At 62.2% G+C, this 18,634-nt stretch carries 15 protein-coding genes; 8 read left to right on the top strand and 7 right to left on the bottom strand.

The genetic code is table 11. The features are described from left to right. Positions 1-132: 132 nt before the first annotated feature. The gene (locus tag M5B99_RS25780; RefSeq protein ID WP_248806702.1) at positions 133-357 is read left to right on the top strand and encodes a DUF6555 family protein; all 225 of its coding nucleotides are present in this window, start codon (positions 133-135) and stop codon (positions 355-357) included. A gap of 19 nt (positions 358-376) precedes the next feature. Here the strand turns inward: M5B99_RS25780 and M5B99_RS25775 are convergent, their stop codons facing one another. After that, positions 377-1,690 carry an MFS transporter gene (locus tag M5B99_RS25775; protein ID WP_248806701.1) on the bottom strand — a complete coding sequence of 438 codons (1,314 nt, stop codon included), beginning with the start codon at positions 1,688-1,690 and terminating at the stop codon, positions 377-379. A 241-nt stretch (positions 1,691-1,931) separates the two neighbouring features. Between M5B99_RS25775 and M5B99_RS25770 the strand changes: the two genes are divergently transcribed. The 4 genes from M5B99_RS25770 (at position 1,932) to M5B99_RS25755 (ending at position 7,564) form a co-directional block, all read left to right on the top strand. After that, positions 1,932-3,350 (top strand): short-chain fatty acid transporter, encoded by a 1,419-nt coding sequence (locus M5B99_RS25770; protein ID WP_248806700.1) that lies wholly within the window; start codon positions 1,932-1,934, stop codon positions 3,348-3,350. Positions 3,351-3,628: 278 nt separating this feature from the next. After that, a complete protein-coding gene (locus tag M5B99_RS25765; protein WP_248806699.1) occupies positions 3,629-4,315 on the top strand; it encodes a helix-turn-helix transcriptional regulator in 687 nt (228 codons plus the stop codon). Positions 4,316-4,494: 179 nt separating this feature from the next. Beyond that, positions 4,495-6,192 (top strand): acid phosphatase, encoded by a 1,698-nt coding sequence (locus M5B99_RS25760; RefSeq protein ID WP_248806698.1) that lies wholly within the window; start codon positions 4,495-4,497, stop codon positions 6,190-6,192. A 199-nt stretch (positions 6,193-6,391) separates the two neighbouring features. Then, positions 6,392-7,564 carry a hypothetical protein gene (locus M5B99_RS25755; protein ID WP_248806697.1) on the top strand — a complete coding sequence of 391 codons (1,173 nt, stop codon included), beginning with the start codon at positions 6,392-6,394 and terminating at the stop codon, positions 7,562-7,564. 85 nt (positions 7,565-7,649) lie between these two features. Here M5B99_RS25755 and can read toward each other — a convergent pair whose 3' ends face one another. From can to M5B99_RS25740, 3 genes are all read right to left on the bottom strand, one after another. Further along, entirely contained in the window at positions 7,650-8,294 is a 645-nt protein-coding gene (gene can / locus M5B99_RS25750; RefSeq protein WP_248806696.1) for a carbonate dehydratase, read from the bottom strand. Positions 8,295-8,363: 69 nt separating this feature from the next. Further along, positions 8,364-8,816, bottom strand: coding sequence for a ribosomal protein S18-alanine N-acetyltransferase (gene rimI / locus M5B99_RS25745; RefSeq protein WP_100942348.1), 453 nt, complete (start codon positions 8,814-8,816; stop codon positions 8,364-8,366). Continuing rightward, the gene (locus M5B99_RS25740) at positions 8,809-9,588 is read right to left on the bottom strand and encodes an energy transducer TonB (protein WP_248806695.1); all 780 of its coding nucleotides are present in this window, start codon (positions 9,586-9,588) and stop codon (positions 8,809-8,811) included. Before M5B99_RS25740 ends, rimI begins: the two co-directional genes overlap by 8 nt. 167 nt (positions 9,589-9,755) lie before the next feature. On the opposite strand from M5B99_RS25740, the gene mksB reads away from it, so the two are divergent. From mksB to mksF, 3 genes are read left to right on the top strand one after another with little or no spacing between them, the layout of a single operon-like run. Next, a complete protein-coding gene (gene mksB, locus M5B99_RS25735; protein ID WP_248794945.1) occupies positions 9,756-11,036 on the top strand; it encodes an Mks condensin complex protein MksB in 1,281 nt (426 codons plus the stop codon). Further along, complete coding sequence (mksE, locus tag M5B99_RS25730; protein WP_248806694.1) at positions 11,026-11,739, top strand: Mks condensin complex protein MksE; 714 nt, start codon at positions 11,026-11,028, stop codon at positions 11,737-11,739. The genes mksB and mksE overlap by 11 nt, the downstream gene beginning before the upstream one ends. Next, on the top strand, positions 11,736-14,576 hold the full coding sequence (gene mksF / locus M5B99_RS25725) for an Mks condensin complex protein MksF (RefSeq protein ID WP_248806693.1): 2,841 nt from the start codon (positions 11,736-11,738) through the stop codon (positions 14,574-14,576). Before mksE ends, mksF begins: the two co-directional genes overlap by 4 nt. A gap of 258 nt (positions 14,577-14,834) precedes the next feature. Here the strand turns inward: mksF and M5B99_RS25720 are convergent, their stop codons facing one another. From M5B99_RS25720 to M5B99_RS25710, 3 genes are read right to left on the bottom strand one after another with little or no spacing between them, the layout of a single operon-like run. Next, positions 14,835-17,138: a PqiB family protein gene (locus M5B99_RS25720; protein ID WP_248806692.1), complete on the bottom strand. Its 2,304-nt coding sequence runs from the start codon at positions 17,136-17,138 to the stop codon at positions 14,835-14,837. After that, positions 17,131-17,754 carry a paraquat-inducible protein A gene (locus M5B99_RS25715; protein ID WP_248806691.1) on the bottom strand — a complete coding sequence of 208 codons (624 nt, stop codon included), beginning with the start codon at positions 17,752-17,754 and terminating at the stop codon, positions 17,131-17,133. The genes M5B99_RS25720 and M5B99_RS25715 overlap by 8 nt, the downstream gene beginning before the upstream one ends. Beyond that, positions 17,741-18,400, bottom strand: a complete 660-nt coding sequence (locus M5B99_RS25710) for a paraquat-inducible protein A (RefSeq protein ID WP_191485792.1) — start codon at positions 18,398-18,400, stop codon at positions 17,741-17,743. Before M5B99_RS25710 ends, M5B99_RS25715 begins: the two co-directional genes overlap by 14 nt. Between the last annotated feature and the right edge of the window lie 234 nt (positions 18,401-18,634).

The following is an 18,634-nucleotide window of genomic DNA, read 5'->3' as shown; positions in this document are numbered from 1 at the left end:
GTGTTTTTTTCTGAAGGAGAATTTCGGGTTATTTCCCGCGAGCAGCCGGCGGACAATTCGACTGAATTTTTCCCGCTGCCTGGGATCACTTTAGAACGACAAGGAAGCATCCCAAGGAGGATTCTCAGGTTTATGAGCACGGCAAAGCTTTTCGTTATCGACTACACCCTTAACGGCACTCCCAAGTCCTTTGTGATCCGCTCCGAGCACATGGACAATGCCGAGGCTTGGCACTGGGCCAGTTGTGATGCCGGCGTGGGCCGCATCGGCAAATTCGGTCGAGAACGGGTGAAGAAAACCAGCAAGCCCATGGCCGAGAAATTCGGTATCGACGCGGTGAGCTGGCGCCAGGCCTGAGGGGCTGGACGGACGCGGCTCAGCAGCCGCGCACGCTCGAAGCCTCGGCCGTCGCGGTTGCACGCGGCCCGAAGTACAACGCGATCAGCACGCCGACGACGCCCATCACCGCGCAATAGCCGACGCAGACCCATGGGCTCCAGGGCATCAGGCCGATCAGCAACAGCGGCGTGGTGCTGGCCCAGAGTGCGTAAGCGATATTGTAGGTAAAGGAAATGCCGGAGACGCGGATGCGCGCCGGGAACAACCCCACCATCACCGAAGGCACCGCCCCCACCACGCCACAGGCCAGGCCCGCCAGAGCATAGGCCAGGCCAACCCATTCAGCACCATGGATCAGGCAGCTATAGAGCAGCGCGATGCCCAACGGCAGCAAGGCGCTGTAGAACAGCACGGCGCGCCAGGCACCGATCCGGTCCACCAGCCGACCGGCGAGGACACAGCCGATGTTCAGGAACACGATCCCCAGGCTGCTCAAGGCAAAGGTGTGACTGGCACTCATGCCGAAGACCTTCTGCATCAAGGTCGGCGTGACCACCACCAGCACCACCACCGCCGAGGTCAGGACACAGGTCAGCAGCATCGCCGGCAGGATCGCCCGACGGTGAGTGCGCAAGACCGCCTGCAACGGCACCTCCTCGCCTTCTTCCCGACGCGCCTGCAAGGCCATGAACACCGGGGTCTCACTGAGCCAGCGGCGCAACCAGACACCGATCACGCCGAATACCCCGCCCAGCAGGAACGGCAAGCGCCAGGCGAAATCGAGGATTTCGCCTGGGCTGTAGATCCGCGCCAGAGCGGTCGCGGTCAAGGCGCCCAGCAGATAGCCGAAGGTCAGCCCCGCCTGCAAGACCCCCAGGGCGTAACCGCGGTGCCCGGCCGGCGCGTGTTCGGCGACAAAGACCCAGGCGCTCGGCACCTCGCCGCCCACCGCCGCGCCTTGCAACACCCGCAGCAGCAACAGCAGCAGGGGCGCCCAGTAACCGATCTGGGCATAAGTCGGCATGATCCCGATCAGCAGGCATGGCAGGGCCATCATCAGGATGCTCAGGCTGAAGACCCGCTTGCGTCCCAGGCGATCGGCGAAGTGCGCCATCAGGATGCCACCCAGTGGTCGCGCCAGATAGCCGGTGACGAAAATCCCGAAGCTCTGCAACAGCCGCAGCCACTCGGGCATTTGCGGGGGGAAGAACAGCTCGCTGAGGGTCAGCGCGAAGAACATGAAAATGATGAAGTCGTAGATTTCCAGCGCACCGCCCAAGGCCGCCAGCCCCAGGGTCTTGTAGTCAGACCGGACAAAACGACGGGGGTGGGGAATGTGATCGGCAGTCATGAAAACACCCTGGCAACGTATTCAGGAAGCGCATCGGTCGGTTTGCCAGCCGCTGCAAAAATCGGAGGATACCTGAGTTTGCCAACGGCATTGGGCCGATGTCGACAATGCCACTCCAGTGCAATATCACTCTGCCATTAACCAAAATCGGAAAAAGCCACGGGATTGATTTATCGTGGTCACCTGCGCACAGGTTGCGCCTGTGACTCCCCAATAAGATCAAGAACAAGAGGACCTCTCCATGGCCGCTGCTATTGAAACCAGCCGCTACGCCCGCTTTGCCCTGCGCTGCTCGAACTGGGCCGAACGCTGGTTTCCCGACTCCTGGGTGTTTGCCTCGCTGGCGGTGATCGTCGTCGCCCTCGCCACCCTGGCCATCGGCGCCAAGCCGAGCGAAGCGGCGATGGCTTTCGGCGACGGTTTCTGGAGCCTGATCCCCTTCACCATGCAGATGGCCTTCGTGGTGATCGGCGGTTATGTGGTCGCCAGTTCACCCCCGGCGGTGAAACTGATCGACCGTCTGGCCCGGATCCCGAAGAACGGCCGTTCGGCGGTGGCCTGGGTCGCGCTGATTTCCATGGTCGCCTCGCTGCTGAACTGGGGCCTGTCCCTGGTCTTCGGCGGCTTGCTGGTCCGCGCCCTGGCGCGCCGCACCGACCTGCACATGGACTACCGCGCCGCCGGTGCCGCGGCCTACCTGGGCCTGGGCGCCGTCTGGGCCCTCGGGCTGTCCTCGTCCGCCGCGCAGTTGCAGGCCAACCCGGCCAGCCTGCCGCCGTCGATCCTGTCGATCACCGGGGTGATCCCGTTCACCCAGACCATCTTCCTCTGGCAGTCCGGCGTCCTGTTGCTGGCGCTGATCGTGGTCTCGCTGGTGATTGCCTACGCCACCGCACCGGGGCCCGACTCGGCCCGGGACGCCAAGGCCTGCGGCGTCGATCCGAGCTTCAATCTGCCGCCCCTGAGCCCCCGCACACGCCCCGGCGAATGGCTGGAATACAGCCCGCTGCTGACCATTCTGCTGGCCCTGCTGGCCGCCGGCTGGCTGTTCCATGAGTTTTCGAGCAAACCGGCGATCAGCGCCATCTCCGGCCTGAACACCTACAACTTCCTGTTCCTGATGGCCGGTGCGCTGCTGCACTGGCGCCCGCGCAGCTTTCTCGATGCCGTGGCCCGTGCGGTGCCGACCACCACCGGCGTGCTGATCCAGTTTCCGCTATACGGTTCCATCGCGGCGCTGATGACCACGGTCAAGGGCAGCGATGCGCTGACCCTGGCCCACCATATCTCGACCTTCTTTACCCAGATCGCCTCCCATGACACCTACGCGTTGCTGATGGGGGTGTACTCGGCAGTGCTCGGTTTCTTCATCCCTTCCGGTGGCGGCAAGTGGATCATCGAGGCACCCTATGTGATGCAGGTGGCCAATGACCTGAAATACCACCTGGGCTGGGCGGTGCAGATCTACAACGCGGCCGAGGCGCTGCCGAACCTGATCAACCCCTTCTACATGCTGCCGCTGCTGGGCGTGCTCGGGCTGAAGGCGCGGGATCTGATCGGTTTCTCCTTCGTGCAACTGCTGGTGCATGCGCCACTGGTGCTGTTCCTGCTGTGGGCACTGGGGACCACGCTGGCCTACAACGGGCCGGTAATGCCATAACCGCGAACATTCCCCCCCGACTCAAGAGCACTGTTACCGGTGCTCTTGAGGTTTGCCCCGACCTGAAAACCATTCGCTCAGGTTTCAATCGCAAAAACGACGACGCTATTTGTCACAATCCTGAATTGATGCTGAACAAATACACAAGAAAGCAAATCCCCTGGTGACTGATTCATATCCTGTATTAGGCTGTTGAAATAGACCGGCACGATCGTACCATTATGTGGTTTCGAGCGTGCCCTGCCCCACCCGTTGTGCAGCAAGGTGGATGAGTCATCATGAACCATTGGAAAGAAGAACAATTGCGACTTCTGGGTGCAACCCAGGACGAACAGACCTTGCTCGAACTCTTGCCCAGGCTGGTCAGGCAAATAGGCTACCCCTATTACCGCTATATCAGACTCAAGGTCGGCACCGCCCCCTGGATAAAGAACAATTATCCCGATGAGTGGAACCAGCACTACCAGGACCACAACCTCCATCAGATCGACCCGGTACTGAGTCATGCCTGGCACTCGCACCAGCCCGTGCTCTGGTCACCGGAAACTTTTGCCAAGGCACCGGCGTTCTGGCGCAAAAAGCAATCGTTTGGTATGCGCCATGGCTGGTCACAGGCGGTACAGCATATCCAGGGCCACCAGAGCATTCTGTGTGTTGCCCGCCCCGAGGGCGAAATCGATCGGCGCGAATTCCACCAAAAGGCTGTGCATATTCTATGGCTGTGCAATGTCCTGCACTCGGCGGCCACTCGCGACCTTCCGGCAACATCCATCCCACTGCTGTCCCCTCGGGAGGTCGAGGTCCTGAAATGGTCAGGCGAAGGTAAGACCGCGCCGGAAATCGCCCAACTGCTTGAGCTCAACGTGCGCACCGTAAACTTTCATATTGCCAACGCGATCACCAAGACCGGCACCACCAACAAAATCGCGGCGATAGTCGCGGCGATTCAGTCCGGGGTCCTGTAGGTCCGCGAAAAAAGCCCGGCCCCAGGTAAAATCCCGTCACGCAATCCCTGCCCCATCCTCTCGACAATAGGCATACTGCCCGGCGGCAGAACGGATCTGTCGCTGTTCCGTCACATTGCATTGCTAAGTTGCGATGCGAAATATTTTGATACGTCAAACCCAGCCAGCAGGAACCCAGGATGAGTGACGAGAAAGACCTCGACCAGTCGCAAGCGCCCGAAACCGATAACCCCACTGACACCAGCCGTCGCCGCTTCCTCGGTGGCGTGGCGGTGCTGGGGGTTGGCGCGACGCTGACCGCCTGCGGTTCCCCGAGCGAGCCCGGCAAGCCGGAGCCTCGCGAACTGTCGGGCGCCGAGTTGGACAAGGCGCTGCAGGATCAGGTGAAAACCGTGGTGGTGGTCTACGCCGAAAACCGTAGCTTCAACAACCTGTTCGCCGACTTCCCCGGGCTCGAGAAACCCTTGTCGGCCCTCGCGCCCGCGGACTACCAGCAACGCGACCGCGATGGCAGCCTGCTGCAGACCCTGCCACCGGCCTGGGGCGGAGTCCTGCAGCTCGGCCCGCAAAGCGTGGACGGCGTGACCTATCCGGCGGAAACCCAGTTCCAGCAGAACCTGCCCAACGCCCCGTACGCCCTCAAGGGCCCGAGCGGCGAGGACCTGCCCCTGAGCCTGGTCACCCGTGACCTGTGGCACGTGTTCTACCAGAACCAGATGCAGATCAACGGCGGCAAGAACGACCAGTTCGTCGCCTGGGCCGACTCCGGCGGCCTGACCATGGGGCACTACGCCCAGAACCGTTACTCGTTGCGCCTGTGGGACGTGGCCAAGGAATTCGTGCTCTGCGACAACTTCTTCCAGGGCACCTTCGGCGGTTCCTTCCTCAACCACCAATACCTCGTCAGCGCGGCGGTGCCCTTTTACCCGGACGCCGCCAACTCGGTGGCCAAGCCGCAGATCGCCACGTTGCAAAGCGACAACCCGCTCGACACACGCCTCAAGCCCCTGGAGAAATCCCCGGCCAGCGCCATGACCGGCGCGCCGCAATTCGGCCCCAGCGCACTGACCCCGGATGGCTACGCGGTGAACACCATGGCCCCGCCCTACTGGCCGACCTGGATCCGCGACCCCGAGCATCCGGATTATGCCAAGCCGGACCTGCCCACGGTGCTGGTGCCACAGGTCCACGAACACATCGGCGACAAGCTGTCGAAGAAGAACATCGACTGGGCCTGGTACGCCGGCGCCTGGCAGGTCACCCTGGAGCAGTTCAAGGACTCGGGCGGCATTCCGAAGATCCCGAACTTCCAGTACCACCATCAGCCGTTCAACTACTTCAAGCAACAGGGGCCGGAAAACCCCGGCGAGCGCGCCAAGCGCCTGCGCGATGGCGGGCTGGGTGACGAGTCGAGCACCAACAAGTTCGTCGCCGATGCCCAGGCCGGCAAGTTGCCCGCGGTGACCTTCTACAAACCCCAGGGCAACCTGAACATGCATGCCGGTTATGCCGACGTGGCCTCCGGCGACCGGCATATCGACCGTGTCCTGAAAGTACTGCGCGAAAGCCCGCAATGGAAAAACATGGTGGTGGTCGTCACCGTCGACGAAAACGGCGGCTGGTGGGACCATGTGGCGCCGCCACAAGGCGATCGCTGGGGGCCGGGCACACGTGTTCCAGCCTTGGTGGTTTCACCCTTCGCCCGCAAGGGCACGGTGGATCACACGGTGTATGACACCGCCTCGATCCTGCGTTTGATTACCCGGGTGTTCCAATTGGAGAAACTCGACGGTCTCAAGCAGCGTGATGACGCAATGGTCGCCCGCGGCCAGAAGCCGATGGGCGATCTGACCAACGCACTGCGCTTCACGGCCTGACGGATACCGCTTCGTCCTCGCTCCCCCACGGGGAGCGAGCCCTCCTTTCAGACAGCTCCTACAGCCAATTGCGACAAGCTTTCCCACTTGCGTCAAACAACGCAAAAAACACCGGCTACCGGCTTTTCTACTGGCCGTGCCTGATCCAGTATGGAGCTGCCTCCGCATTGAAGGGGCCAACGCTGAAAAGGATCTGAGCATGTCAAAACTCGCTGTATTGACGAGTACCTTAGCCGCACTCACCCTGAGTACCCTCGCCCACGCCGATGTCGAAATGAAACTGGGTAGCCGGGAACGCGTCACCCAGCTTTTCGCCTATCCCAACAATTGCAATGTCATCTGCTTTCGCCCCTGGACCCTGGAACAGACCGCCGAGCACTATCTGAACCAGAGCGTGAAGCGTGACGGCTACCCCAACGCCAAGGTGACGGTAAAAGCCGATGCCGGCCAACTCTATGCCCACTTCAGCGGCGTGCCGAACGGTTATGACAAACCGCTGGCGCAACTGCTCAACGCCGGCGAACTGGCCTACAAAGGTGCCTCCAAGCTGAATGCCGACGGTAAATGGGCCTACAATTGGTATCTGTTCCTGCCGCTGGGCCTGGCCTTGGACAACCGCAAGAGTGTCGAACTGCTGCATTTCCCGCCGGATTACTCGTTGACCCAGGCCCAGGACTATCTGGAGTCGGCCACCACCGACCGCTGGGCCGAGCTGCTGACCGACAACGGCATCCCCAAGGATCAGACACCGGGTTACCAGACCATCATCGACATCGCCCCGATTGCCGCGCCGTCCAACGCCGGCAGCACCCTGGAAACCGTCTACAGCTACTTCACCGACTACCAGACCACCATGGTCAAGGAAGTCAGCATCACCACCAAGGGCAAGGCATTGCCGATGGTGGCCTTCGGTGCACCGGTGCGGAACTGGATCAAGCAGCAATATGGCGCGGACGTCGGTGTGCTACAGCTAGGTCTCATCCGCCCGACAGCGGGGACGATAGTACCGGTATTGGGCTCCAACCACCCGAGCTACATCTGGTACGCGGCAGATCCGGCCAGCTATGGCGGCGATCAGGCGAAAGCCGATGCGGCGGGCTTGAAAGTGATGGGGCAGGACTTGAGTGCCGCCTGCTGGCAGGCCGGGATGGGCCAGAAACCGGACAGCGATCCGGCGGCGCAACTGAAAAGCTGTACCGACAACTGGCAGGTGACCAACACGCAGAAAACCTGCGTGCTGTTCTATGAGTCGATACGCAACCTGTCGCAAGCCGATGCCGAGAAGAAATGCTCGACCGCGGAGATCAAGACGCAGCTCAATCAGCTGAAGACACCGGCACCAGCGCCAGTGACGGCGATGCCGGTTATCTGACAAACGCTGCAACCACCCCTGTAGGAGCCGGCTTGCCGGCTCCTACAGGGGCGCTCGACGCAAGATTTGCCGGGTCAGCAAAACCTCAGAGCGCTTCCACCGGCCGCAACCGGTACTGCGGCGGCAACTGCTCGATACCGCTGATGGTTGCGTTCAGACTCTTCCAGCGCCCATCCTTGATCCCGTAGATGCAGCCGTGGATCGACAGGCTCTGCCCACGATGCCAGGCGTTCTGCACGATGGTGGTATGGCCGACATTGGCCACCTGCTGGATCACGTTCAACTCGCACAAGCGGTCGACCCGTTCCTCTTCAGTGGGCAACTGCGCCAGCACTTCACGGTTCTCGTAGTACAGGTCGCGAATTGACCGCAGCCAGCCATCGATCAGGCCCAACTGACGATCCTGCATCGAAGCCCGCACACCGCCACAACCGTAGTGACCGGTGACCAGGATATGCTTGACCTTCAGCACATCCACCGCGTACTGGATCACCGACAGGCAGTTGAGGTCGGTGTGCAACACCACGTTGGCCACGTTACGGTGCACGAACAGATCGCCGGGCAACATGCCGACGATCTCGTTGGCCGGAACCCGCGCGTCGGAACAACCGATCCAGAGAAACTCCGGGGTCTGCTGGCGCGCAAGCTTGGCGAAGAACTCCGGGTCTTCTTCCTTGATCGCAGCGGCCCAGCGCTCGTTGTTATCAATCAGATCCTGTAGTTCGTTCATGCTCTACTGCCTCAAGATAGTCCGAAGTTATGACACCCGACCCCGGCTTGGGGTCACGTGGAAAAATCCTCAGTCAACCAGCGTACACGCCATCACTACTGCATCCTCGCGCCCACCCACCGCCGGGTAGTAGTCGCGACGGCGCCCGACCTCATTGAAACCATAGCGCTCATACAGGCGGAAGGCCGCGCGATTGCTGTCGCGCACCTCGAGGAAACACTCCCGGGCCTCGGCCGCATGGGCCCGCGACATCAGGTGTTCGAGCAGGCGCAAGCCCAGGCCGCGGCCCTGGCTTTCCGGCTTGACCGTGATATTGAGCAGATGCGCCTCATCGAGAATGATCTGCACTACGCCATGCCCGACCTGCTGGCTGCCTTCGAACATCAGCCAGATCTGATACTTGCCCAGGCCGTCGAGGAAAATCCCGCGGGTCCAGGGATGGCTGAAGGCCGCATATTCGATCTTCAGCACCGCATCCAGGTCCGCCTCGGTCATCGGGCGAAAACTTACTGCATCACTCATCGTCACTTTTCCAGCGCGCCATCAGCCGGCGCATGGCTTGCCAGACATCAGCCTTGCGCTGTGGCTCATCCATCAATAATTCCAGGCCAGGCAGCGCCCAGGCCGAGCCCAGGCCTTCGACCTGGAGCTCACGGTTGTATGATTCGGCATCGACCTCACCGGCAAAACGCACTGCCGGCAGGCCGATCAGCCACAGGCAGGCACACTCCCCCTCTTCCCGCCGGGCCTGGACAAAGCCCTGGACAAAATCCCGCGCCGCGTCCGGGCCCTGGTCGAGGTTGCCGCGTACCAGCAGCGGCCAGCGCACCGGCTCGCCGACGATCTGCGGGCTGTCCGGCAGCCCGGCGGCACGCAGCAGGTCCTTGAGCAACAGGTAGGCCGGATCGCGGCTCTGGAACGCTTCGCCCGTGGGTAACTCCACCAGCACCAGGCAACGCCCGGCGCGCAACAATTGCAGCGCGAAACGCGGCGGCGGCACCTGAACCACCTTGACCGGGGTCGGCGCCTCTTCGGCGACAACCGCAGGCTTGCTTTCGGCGCGCTGGATCGGCGAAGGCCGTGGCACTTCGATCTTCGCCCGCTCGGCGGGCTTGGCCAGCGGTTCCGCGGCTTTGGGTGCCTCAGGCACGGGGGCCTGGACCTCGACCAACGGTTCCAACTCGACAAACAACTCCGGCCGCGACGGCGCGGCGAACGGCAGTTCGGTGCGGGGCAGCCAATGGACCACCTGCATGGCAGTCAGATAAGCGCGGCGGCGGGACTCGATAAGCAAAGGTCGGCCATCTGTGGATAAGTTGAAGCTGGGATTCTACCGCCCTTCGGCGAAGATCGCCCGCAGTTGATCGCAAGAACGCCAAGCCACCGATCACCTGCGGGTCAATCAGGTGCCTGATGCAGTACAATCGCTCCTTTTAATTTGCCAACCAGCCGGCCTCTCCCATGATCGAACCCAAGCGCGTCTTGCGCGCCCTCGCCGAGCACTGGGCCCTTCTGGAGCCTCTGTGCGAACACTTCGACCAAGGCACCCTGAGCCTCGGTGAACTGCGCCAGCAACTGGCTGCCCAGCAGCTGGACAGCACGCCCCAGGACATCACCAGCCTGCTGGACGTGTGGATTCGCCTCGACATCCTGGTGCCCGTGGCGAAAAGCCCGAACCGTTTCGAGCTCAATGCGCAGATCCACGATTTCCTCGCCTACCTGCGCCGCGAACACCGCCTGGGCCTGTGCCTGGAGATCGAAGCCTACCTGCGCCACCTCGAGCGCCTGGCCGGCTACATCCAGGACGCCTTCGACATCCGCGACGGCAACGACCTGGCCCGCCAGTTGCGCCTGCTCGACATGCGCGTGCGCGATGTCCTGAAAAAGCTCGCCAACGACGAACAGGCCCTGGTGGCCGTCGCCGAACGGGCCAAGACCAGCGACCGGCAGATCCCGCTGCGTCAGCGTTACGCCGAGGTCCTGGCGACCTGGGACGAATACGTCGAACCGATGATCCAGCTGGTGAACGCCGACGGTGCCTTCGAACAGGGCGTACGCAAGGTCGAGAACGTGCTGCTGCGCATGCTCAGCGAACAGCAGCGCCTCGGCCACCTGGTGGACGACGACATGCTGCTGCGTACCCACGCGCGAATCCTCGAGATGCAGACCAGCGCCCAACTGACCCTGCGCCATGCCCGCGAACTGCTGCTGCCGCTGCGTGAAGAAGCACGCCGGCACAACGCCGTGACCCGTGGCGCGGCCCTGGCCCTGTCGGTGATCCGCCGCAAGGGCCTCGACGCCGTGCCACAAGCGGCGATGCCTATGTTCAGCCGTCCGCAAAGCACCTTTCTCGGCAGCTCCGGCCAGGTCGAGGCCTATGTCTACGCCCTGGCCCGTTTCGAAGCCAAGCCGTCGCGTTTCCCCAAGGCGCACAAGTCGTCCAAGGGCGGCGAGTCGCCACGGGCCCCGCGCACGGTCAAGGAAATGCTCGAACGCTGCAGCGACGCCCTGCCGATGCCGGACCTGATGAGCTGGCTGCTGGAGCAGGAGCCGGACGGCGCCACCGACGAATTGCTCTACTGGTTCTCGCGCCTGTCGCGGGAAAAACGTTTCCAGCGCGAGCGCCTCGAACGCCGCGACTACCACACCCAGGAGCACCAGGTCAGCCTGCGCTCCTTCGCCCTGCTCTCGCGTGTCGAAGAAGCCGGCGAGAATTCCGCGAGCACACCTCATGCATCTTGATCTTTCCGAACTGTCCCAGCTGGCGCCGATCTTTCGCGAGCTGTTCAAGGGTTACCACGTCAGCCGCCGCGACCCGGAGCTGTACGCCCAATTGTCCAACTGCCAGGACCAATACCGCACCCTGTTCAAGGCCCTGGGCTTCGAACTGGTCTGCGACACCCGTGGTTTCTACTACTTCGTCCCGGACAACGCCGCCGCCCAGGTCAACAAGACCGCCCAGCGCCTGGCGCTGTTCACCTTCATCCTGGTGGAGCACCTGGCCGACCAGGGCCGCGACCCGGTTGCCGTGCTCGACGGCGGTAGCCTCGGCCGTGACGAACTGCCGTCGCTGCTGGAGAAATACCGCGACCTGTTCGTCCAGGCCGAAGTCACCACCCAGGAAGAGCTGGAAGAGAAGATCATGCGCCGCATGACCCAGCTCGGCTTCGCCCTCGAGGAGCCCGGTCTGTTCCGCTTCCTGCCGCCGATGCACCGTTTCCTCGACGTTTGCCTGTCGGTCCAGCAGGACCGCGACATGGCCGCCAGCCTGCACAGCGTGCTGCCCTTGCCGACGCCGGTGCTGGTGGACGACGACAGCGACGAAAAACTGCTGGAAACCGATGACCCGCTGGACCTCAGCGAATTCGTCGAGGCCCCTGAAGAAAGTGAAGAAGACGCGCTGGCCCGGGCCATTGCCGCCGAGCAACAGGAGATGGACGCATGAGCCAGGAACGCTACGGTATTCGCCGCTTCGCCCTGCTGAACACCGCCGGCTACAGCCTCGGCCTGTTTCCCCTGGAACATCCGCTGTCGGTGTACGGCGCCAACAACCTGGGTAAATCGGCGTCGATCAACGCCTTGCAGTTCCCGATCCTGGCGCGCATGTCGGACATGAGCTTCGGCAAGTACAGCCTGGAACAGTCGCGGCGTTTCTATTTCGCCACCGACACCAGCTACATCCTCGTCGAAGTCGCCCTGCCCCACGGCCCGCATGTGATCGGCGTGGTCGGGCGCGGCCCGGGCGGCGGTTTCGGCCACCAGTTCTTCGCCTATGCCGGGCGCCTGGACCTGGCGCATTACCAGAAAGACGACACCTGCCTGCGCCAGAAGGAGCTGTTCAACAATCTGGAGCGCAACGGCCTCAAGGCCTACGAGCTCAAGCCCGATGAACTGCGCCGGCTGCTGGTCGGCGGTCACACCTCGATTCCCCTGGACCTGACGCTGATCCCGTTGCGCTCCACCAGCGAACAGAGCCTGAAGACCTTCCGCGCCCTGTTCATCAACCTGCTGCATATGCGCGAGATCACCGCCGCCAAGCTCAAGCAGCTGTTCCTCGATGCCTTCGAGCACAGCCTGCGCTCCGGCAGCGTCGACTATATCGCCGCCTGCGAGGAAGCCTTCCGCGACGTACGGCGCATGGAGCAGGACTACAACGCCATGGTTGCCGCCGGTCCCCTGGTCGAGGCGCTGGCCTCGGGGGTGCGCCAGCGCGATGTGCTGCGCGGCAAGTTGCACCGGATCTCGCCGCTGCTCGACTCGTTGCTCGGCACCTGGTCGGACTATGCCGGGGCGCGCAAGGAAGAGCTGCTGATCCAGTCCGAGCACTACCGCAATGAACAGGACGCTCTGCAGAACGACCAGCGCAGCAGCACCCAGGAGCTGATGCGCCTGGAGCGGGAAATCAGCGACCTGCAACGTTGGCTCGGCGAGCTGTCGGTGCTCAAGAATCGCTTCGCCCTGGTCAACGATGTGAAGGTGCTGGAGCAGCAACTGCTGGCGGCCAAGGATGCCCACGACGAGCTCGCCGGTGCCCTGGCCCAGTCCCGACAATTCAGCGCCGAGGACCTGGAAGAGCGCCTGCGCGACCTGGAAAAACGCCTGAAGTCGGTGAAGCAACAACTCGATCACGCCGACAACAACAGCTATGCACGGCTGCGCGAAGAGTTCTCGCAACAGGATGTCGAACGCCTGATGCGCCTGTTCAACAGTGCCCTGTTCAGCCTGCCGCTGGGCGAGCACGGCATTGCCCTGGACGAGGAAGGCCAGTGGGTCAAGTCCATGGAACTGATCCTCGACGGCTTCAAGGGCGAGCGTTTCGAAGTACCGGGCCTGTCCATCGACCTGTCCCATATCGAGCCGCCGGCACTCCAGGCCCTGGCCGATCGCGCCGCGCTGCGCGACCAGAAGGAGCGCCTGGACAAAGAGCTCAAGCAGTTGAAAACCCAGCAGGCCGTGGCCGCCGACCGCGCCGCGAGCAAGACCCAGACCGAAGCGCTGTACCAGCAGGTGCTGGATGCGCAGAAAGCCCTGGAAGATTTCCGCCGCGCCCAGACCTTGAGCGCCGAGGAAGGCGAGAAGCTGGAACAACTGGCCCAGTTGGAAGCCGCGCAGGATGAACTGAAGCGCTCCAGCGACGCCTTCACCGAACGCGTCCAGCAGTTGTCGGCCAAGCTGCAACTGGTCGGCCGGCAGATCGGCGACATGGAAGCCAAACAGCGCACCCTCGACGACGCCCTGCGCCGTCGCCAGCTGCTGCCGGCCGACCTGCCGTTCGGCACGCCGTTCATGGATCCGATAGACGATTCCATGGACAACCTGCTGCCGCTGCTCAACGACTACCAGGACAGCTGGCAAGGCTTGCAGCGGGCCGACGGGCAGATCGACGCGCTCTACGCCCAGGTGCGCCTCAAGGGCGTGGCCAAGTTCGACAGCGAGGACGATATCGAGCGCCGCCTGCAACTGCTGATCAACGCCTATGACCATCGCACCGACGAAGCCCTGACCCTGGGCAAGGCGCGCCGCGCGGCGGTGACCGATATTGCCCGGACCCTGCGCAATATCCGCAGCGACTACGACAGCCTGGAACACCAGCTGGCGCTGTTCAACCGCGAGATCAACAAGCGCCAGGTCTCCAACCTGCAAAGCTTCCGCATCGTGCTGGCGCCGAACAAGGAAGCCCTCAAGCACATCGACCAGATCATCCACAGTGCCGGCCAGTACGAGGAAGGCGAGACGCTGTCGGTATTCGACCTGAGCCAGAGTGCCGATCAGGACAACAAGAACGAAGAAGCCAAGGAATACCTGGCGCGGCTGGTGGCGGCGAACCACAACCAGTTGGGCCTGAAGGACCTGTTCGAGCTGGCGTTCGAAATCACCAAGGTCAACGGCCAGCCGGTGATCCACACCGATATCGACGGCGCGGCGTCCAACGGCACGACCATGACCATCAAAGCGCTGACCAACATGTACCTGTTGCTGCACCTGATGGACCGCGACCAGGCCGGGCGCGTGCGTCTGCCGTATTACCTCGACGAGGCCGCGGACATCGACGAACGCAACCAGGCGGCGCTGCTGGAGACCAGCCTGCAATTGGGCTTCGTGCCGATCCTGGCGAGCGTCAAGCCGCAGGTATCGGCGCACGTGGCCATTGACCTGGAAGGCGGCAGCGGGCCGAACGGAATCTATATCGACGAAGCGGACTGGAAGTACATCCGCCGGCACGATGAGGTCCGGGCAACGGTGCCAAGCGCAGTGGTGGCAGCGGAGTTGGACGAGGTCTGACTCCGGAAGCTGGAAAAACAAAAGGCCGCGATCATTGATCGCGGCCTTTTCATTTGGCTACTCAACCCACGGATGAACACCGATGTGTGTCGCGCCTGCACTCTTGTGGGAGCGGAGCTTGCCCGCGAAGGGGCCCTCAAGACCGCTAAAAGCTTCGCGGGCAAGCTCCGCTCCCACGCAAGCTCTACACCTCACACAAGCTCTACAGCCACACAGGCTCTGCCGCTGCAGGCCTGGTGTCTACCCGCAATCCCCCGGCTATTTGCCGAGGCTGATTTTCGGTGCCCAGGTCAGCCATTCATCCTCGAACTTGTCGAACAGCGGGAAGGTCTGCAACGGCCGCGCCGCCACGCCCATACGCTCGCCATCCGGCGTAGCGAAGGCGATCCCACCCTGGATCAGCGTCTCCAGCGATTCGGTACGTACAGTCGCGCCCTTGAACAGGCCGAAGTCGACACCAAAGCCACTGGTGTTCCAGAACCGGCTGCCACTGCGCACCAGCGGCGCATAACGCGGCTCAATGAGGATATGGATCAGCACTCGGTCGGCGGTGGCCCCCAGCTCATACCCGGTCACCTTGCCCACCGTCACCTCGCGGTAAGTCACCGGCACGCCTTCCTTCAGCGACCCCCGTCGCGCCGCGCTCAGGGTCAGGCTCAAACCGGCTTGTGGCGCCAGCGCATCCGGCGGCTCCTTGAGCGCGACAAAATCCTTCTGTACCCCGAGCTTCTTCGTCGCCGGCTGCACTTCCAGGTACTGCCCAGTGACCAGGGTTTCCAGGTTGGCGGTCTTGATCAGACCCAACTCCGGCTTCACCACCCAGAACTGGCTGCCGACCCGGGCGATCCGCTCCGGCACTTCGGTAATCCGTGCCGAGAGCAGCACCGACTGCAGGTCATCACTCAGGTCGACGCTTTCGATCTTGCCCACATCCAGCCCTTTGAAGCGGATCGGCGTACCACTGCGCAGGCCATCGGCACGATCGACCCGAATGGTGATCAGCGTGCCTTGCTGCTGCGCCTCGTCATGGTTGGGGAACAGGCGGAAACGCGGAATGCGTTTTTGCAGCGGGGCCTTGTCCTGCGGGGTCTCGAAGGCGATACCGCCAGCCATCAGGCTTTGCAGCGATTCGCTTTTCACCTGGATGCCCCCGGTCAGGCCACCGCTCAAGGTGATGCCACTGGCATTCCAGAAGCGGCTCGATGCGTTGACCAGGTTTTCGTATTCCTTCTCGATATGGACGCCGATCACCACCTGCTTGCGTGTGCGGGAGAACTGGTAGCTCTGCACCGAACCGACTTTCACCTGGCGGTAGAGCACCGGGCTGCCGACATCCAGGGAACCGAGGTTGTCGGTGAACAGCACCATGTGCAGCCCCGGGGAGCGCAGGTCCAGGGGCGGCGCCTTGGCCCGGGCCTCGAACTCGCGTTGCGGGTGACCGCCTTTGTCGCCGGGGCGAACGGCAATGTAGTTACCTTTGACCAGAGCCTCTAGCCCAGTGATACCGGCCAGCGATATCGACGGCTTGACCACCCAGAATTGGGTACCGCTCACCAGGTAGTCCTCCGCCAACGGATCGAGGGTCAGCTCGGCATTGGCGCTGGACAGGTCGGGATCGATTTTCAGGGCTTTCAAACTGCCGACCTGGATCCCTTTGTACATCACCGGAGTACGACCGGCCTGCAACCCTTCGAAATCGCTGAGTTTCACTTTGACCCGGATCCCCGCCTGGGCCGCATCGAAATCCTCATAGAGACGGAATGGCAGGCTCGGATCGGTGGGCGGACTGTCCTTGCGGTTCTCCGGCGTGGCGAAGGCGATACCGCCGGCAACGATACTCGCCAGGGATTCGCTGCGCACCTTCACCCCGGACAGGTTGGCGTCGATGCTGATGCCGCTGGCGTTCCAGAAGCGCGTGTGTTTGCGCACCAGGTTGGCGTAGGTCGGCTCGATAAAGACCTTGAGTTCGACCATGTTCTGGTCCGAAGACAGCGCATAGCTTTTGATCTGGCCGACCTGGATCTGCTTGTAGAATACCGGGCTGCCACGATTCAGCGAGCCCAGGCGGTCGGCCTTGATGGTGATGTGCAGACCGGGCTTGAGATCCGACAGCGGTGGCTCCTGGGTCAACGCCTTGAACTTGCGCGCGGGTTCGCCATCACCGGGACTGACCGCAATGTAGTTGCCGGACACCAGGGTATCCAGGCCGGTAATCCCCGCCAGGGTCACGCTCGGCTTGACCAGCCAGAAGCGGGTATTGGTACGCAGGGACGGCTCGACGTCCTTGTTCATTTCAATGGTGGCGACGACCCCCTTGCTGGAGCCTTCGACATCCAGGTTCAGGGCCTTGACCTTGCCAATGGGCATGCCTTTGTAAACGATCTCGGTCTTGTTGGCCTGAATACCCTCGCCGCTTTCAAAGCGCACCTGGATCTCGATACCGGCCTGGCTGTAGGCACGCCAGCCCAACCAACCGCCGATGATCAGGGCAATCAACGGCAGAACCCAGATGGCCGACCAGTTCGAGGCCGGGCGGGCTTTGGCTTTTGGCAAATCAGTCATGGTCGTCATCCGACTCCGTGTTGTCCCAGATGAGTCGGGGATCGAAAGTTACTGCTGCAAGCATCGTCAAGATCACCACACTGGCAAAGGCTATCGCACCGAGATTGGCCTCGATGCTGGCAATTCTTCCAAAGTTCACAACCGCCACCAAGATGGCGATCACAAAGATATCCAACATGGACCAGCGGCCAATGAACTCGATGAACCGGTACATGACGATCCGCTGCCGGGCTGACAGCGGTTGGTGGCGCTGTACCGAGAACAATAACAGGGCGATGCCCACCAGTTTGAACGTTGGCACCAGGATACTGGCGACAAAGACCACCGCGGCGATCGGAAACATACCGTGCTGCACCAGGGCGATGACACCGGACATGATGGTACTGGGATCACCCTTGCCCAGGGAGTTGACGGTCATGATCGGCAGCATATTGGCCGGGATGTAGAGAATCGCCGAGGTCAACAGCAGCGCCCAGGTACGCATCAGGCTGTTGGGGCGGCGTGGATGTACCAAGGCACCGCAGCGGGTACAGACCTGCTCGTCGCTATCCGCGTCCTGGCGGTTCAACTCGTGGCATTCCGTGCAGATCAGAATACCTGCATCAATCGCCCGCATGTTCGTCTTCTCCCGATAACGCCTGCCAGATCTGGTGAGGCGACATGAGCACCTCCAGCAGCACTTGGACCAGCAGCAAACCGACAAAACAGGCCAGCCCCAGGCCGAGGCTCAGTTCCGCCAGGTCGGCGAGTTTGACAATCGCCACCAGCACGCCCATGAGATAGACCTCGAGCATGCCCCAATCGCGCAGATGATGGTAAATGCGGTACAGCAACAAGCCGTAGCTACGCCCGATATCCCAACGGATGCTCAACAGCACGGCCAACTGGCAGAGCAGCTTGAGCAGGGGAATACCCATGCTGCACAGGAACACCACCACGGCGATGCCGGACATGCCGGTATGGTACAGGCCCAGGACACCACTCCAGACCGTATCCTCTGAGGATCGGCCCAGAAGATTGAGTCGCATGATGGGTAAAAAGTTCGCTGGGATGTACAGCAGCAGTGCTGCGATCACCAGGGCCAGGCTGCGCTCGATGACATTGTGGCGATGGGCATAGAGCTCATAGCCGCAGCGTGGGCATTGGGCTTTTTCACCGAGGCCCAGCTGGGGTTTGAGCATCAGCAGGTCGCATTCGTGACAGGCCACCAATGTGTCCAGGGGCAGTTCCGACACCTTTGAAGAGTCAACCGGATCCGGCATAAAGGGGCTCAGGCTCTGTAAAAGACGGTGCCTATTCTAGTGTTCCGGATCAAAAATAACCTTGTCAATTTGTCAGGAAAGGGTCGGTATCCTCGTATGGGAGCCGGCTTGCTGGCGATGGCGGCTGAGCAGCCACTCTAGATTCTGGATCGGGCACCGGACATTTGCGCAGCACAAAAACAAAACCCCTGATCGCGTTAGCAATCAGGGGTTCTGGAATTTAATCTTGACGAC

The organism is Pseudomonas sp. MWU13-2100 (assembly GCF_023242365.1).
Classification (GTDB): domain Bacteria; phylum Pseudomonadota; class Gammaproteobacteria; order Pseudomonadales; family Pseudomonadaceae; genus Aquipseudomonas.
The sequence above is the reverse complement of the archived record's forward strand: the minus strand, read 5'-3'. Positions and strand labels throughout refer to the sequence as shown.

Excerpts from the sequence above, each read along its gene's own strand:
- M5B99_RS25780 (WP_248806702.1), top strand. The coding sequence starts at position 133 with ATGAGCACGGCAAAGCTTTTCGTTATCGACTACACCCTTAACGGCACT.
- M5B99_RS25775 (WP_248806701.1), bottom strand. The coding sequence starts at position 1,690 with ATGACTGCCGATCACATTCCCCACCCCCGTCGTTTTGTCCGGTCTGAC.
- M5B99_RS25770 (WP_248806700.1), top strand. The coding sequence starts at position 1,932 with ATGGCCGCTGCTATTGAAACCAGCCGCTACGCCCGCTTTGCCCTGCGC.
- M5B99_RS25765 (WP_248806699.1), top strand. The coding sequence starts at position 3,629 with ATGAACCATTGGAAAGAAGAACAATTGCGACTTCTGGGTGCAACCCAG.
- M5B99_RS25760 (WP_248806698.1), top strand. The coding sequence starts at position 4,495 with ATGAGTGACGAGAAAGACCTCGACCAGTCGCAAGCGCCCGAAACCGAT.
- M5B99_RS25755 (WP_248806697.1), top strand. The coding sequence starts at position 6,392 with ATGTCAAAACTCGCTGTATTGACGAGTACCTTAGCCGCACTCACCCTG.
- can (WP_248806696.1), bottom strand. The coding sequence starts at position 8,294 with ATGAACGAACTACAGGATCTGATTGATAACAACGAGCGCTGGGCCGCT.
- rimI (WP_100942348.1), bottom strand. The coding sequence starts at position 8,816 with ATGAGTGATGCAGTAAGTTTTCGCCCGATGACCGAGGCGGACCTGGAT.
- mksB (WP_248794945.1), top strand. The coding sequence starts at position 9,756 with ATGATCGAACCCAAGCGCGTCTTGCGCGCCCTCGCCGAGCACTGGGCC.
- mksE (WP_248806694.1), top strand. The coding sequence starts at position 11,026 with ATGCATCTTGATCTTTCCGAACTGTCCCAGCTGGCGCCGATCTTTCGC.
- mksF (WP_248806693.1), top strand. The coding sequence starts at position 11,736 with ATGAGCCAGGAACGCTACGGTATTCGCCGCTTCGCCCTGCTGAACACC.
- M5B99_RS25720 (WP_248806692.1), bottom strand. The coding sequence starts at position 17,138 with ATGACTGATTTGCCAAAAGCCAAAGCCCGCCCGGCCTCGAACTGGTCG.
- M5B99_RS25715 (WP_248806691.1), bottom strand. The coding sequence starts at position 17,754 with ATGCGGGCGATTGATGCAGGTATTCTGATCTGCACGGAATGCCACGAG.
- M5B99_RS25710 (WP_191485792.1), bottom strand. The coding sequence starts at position 18,400 with ATGCCGGATCCGGTTGACTCTTCAAAGGTGTCGGAACTGCCCCTGGAC.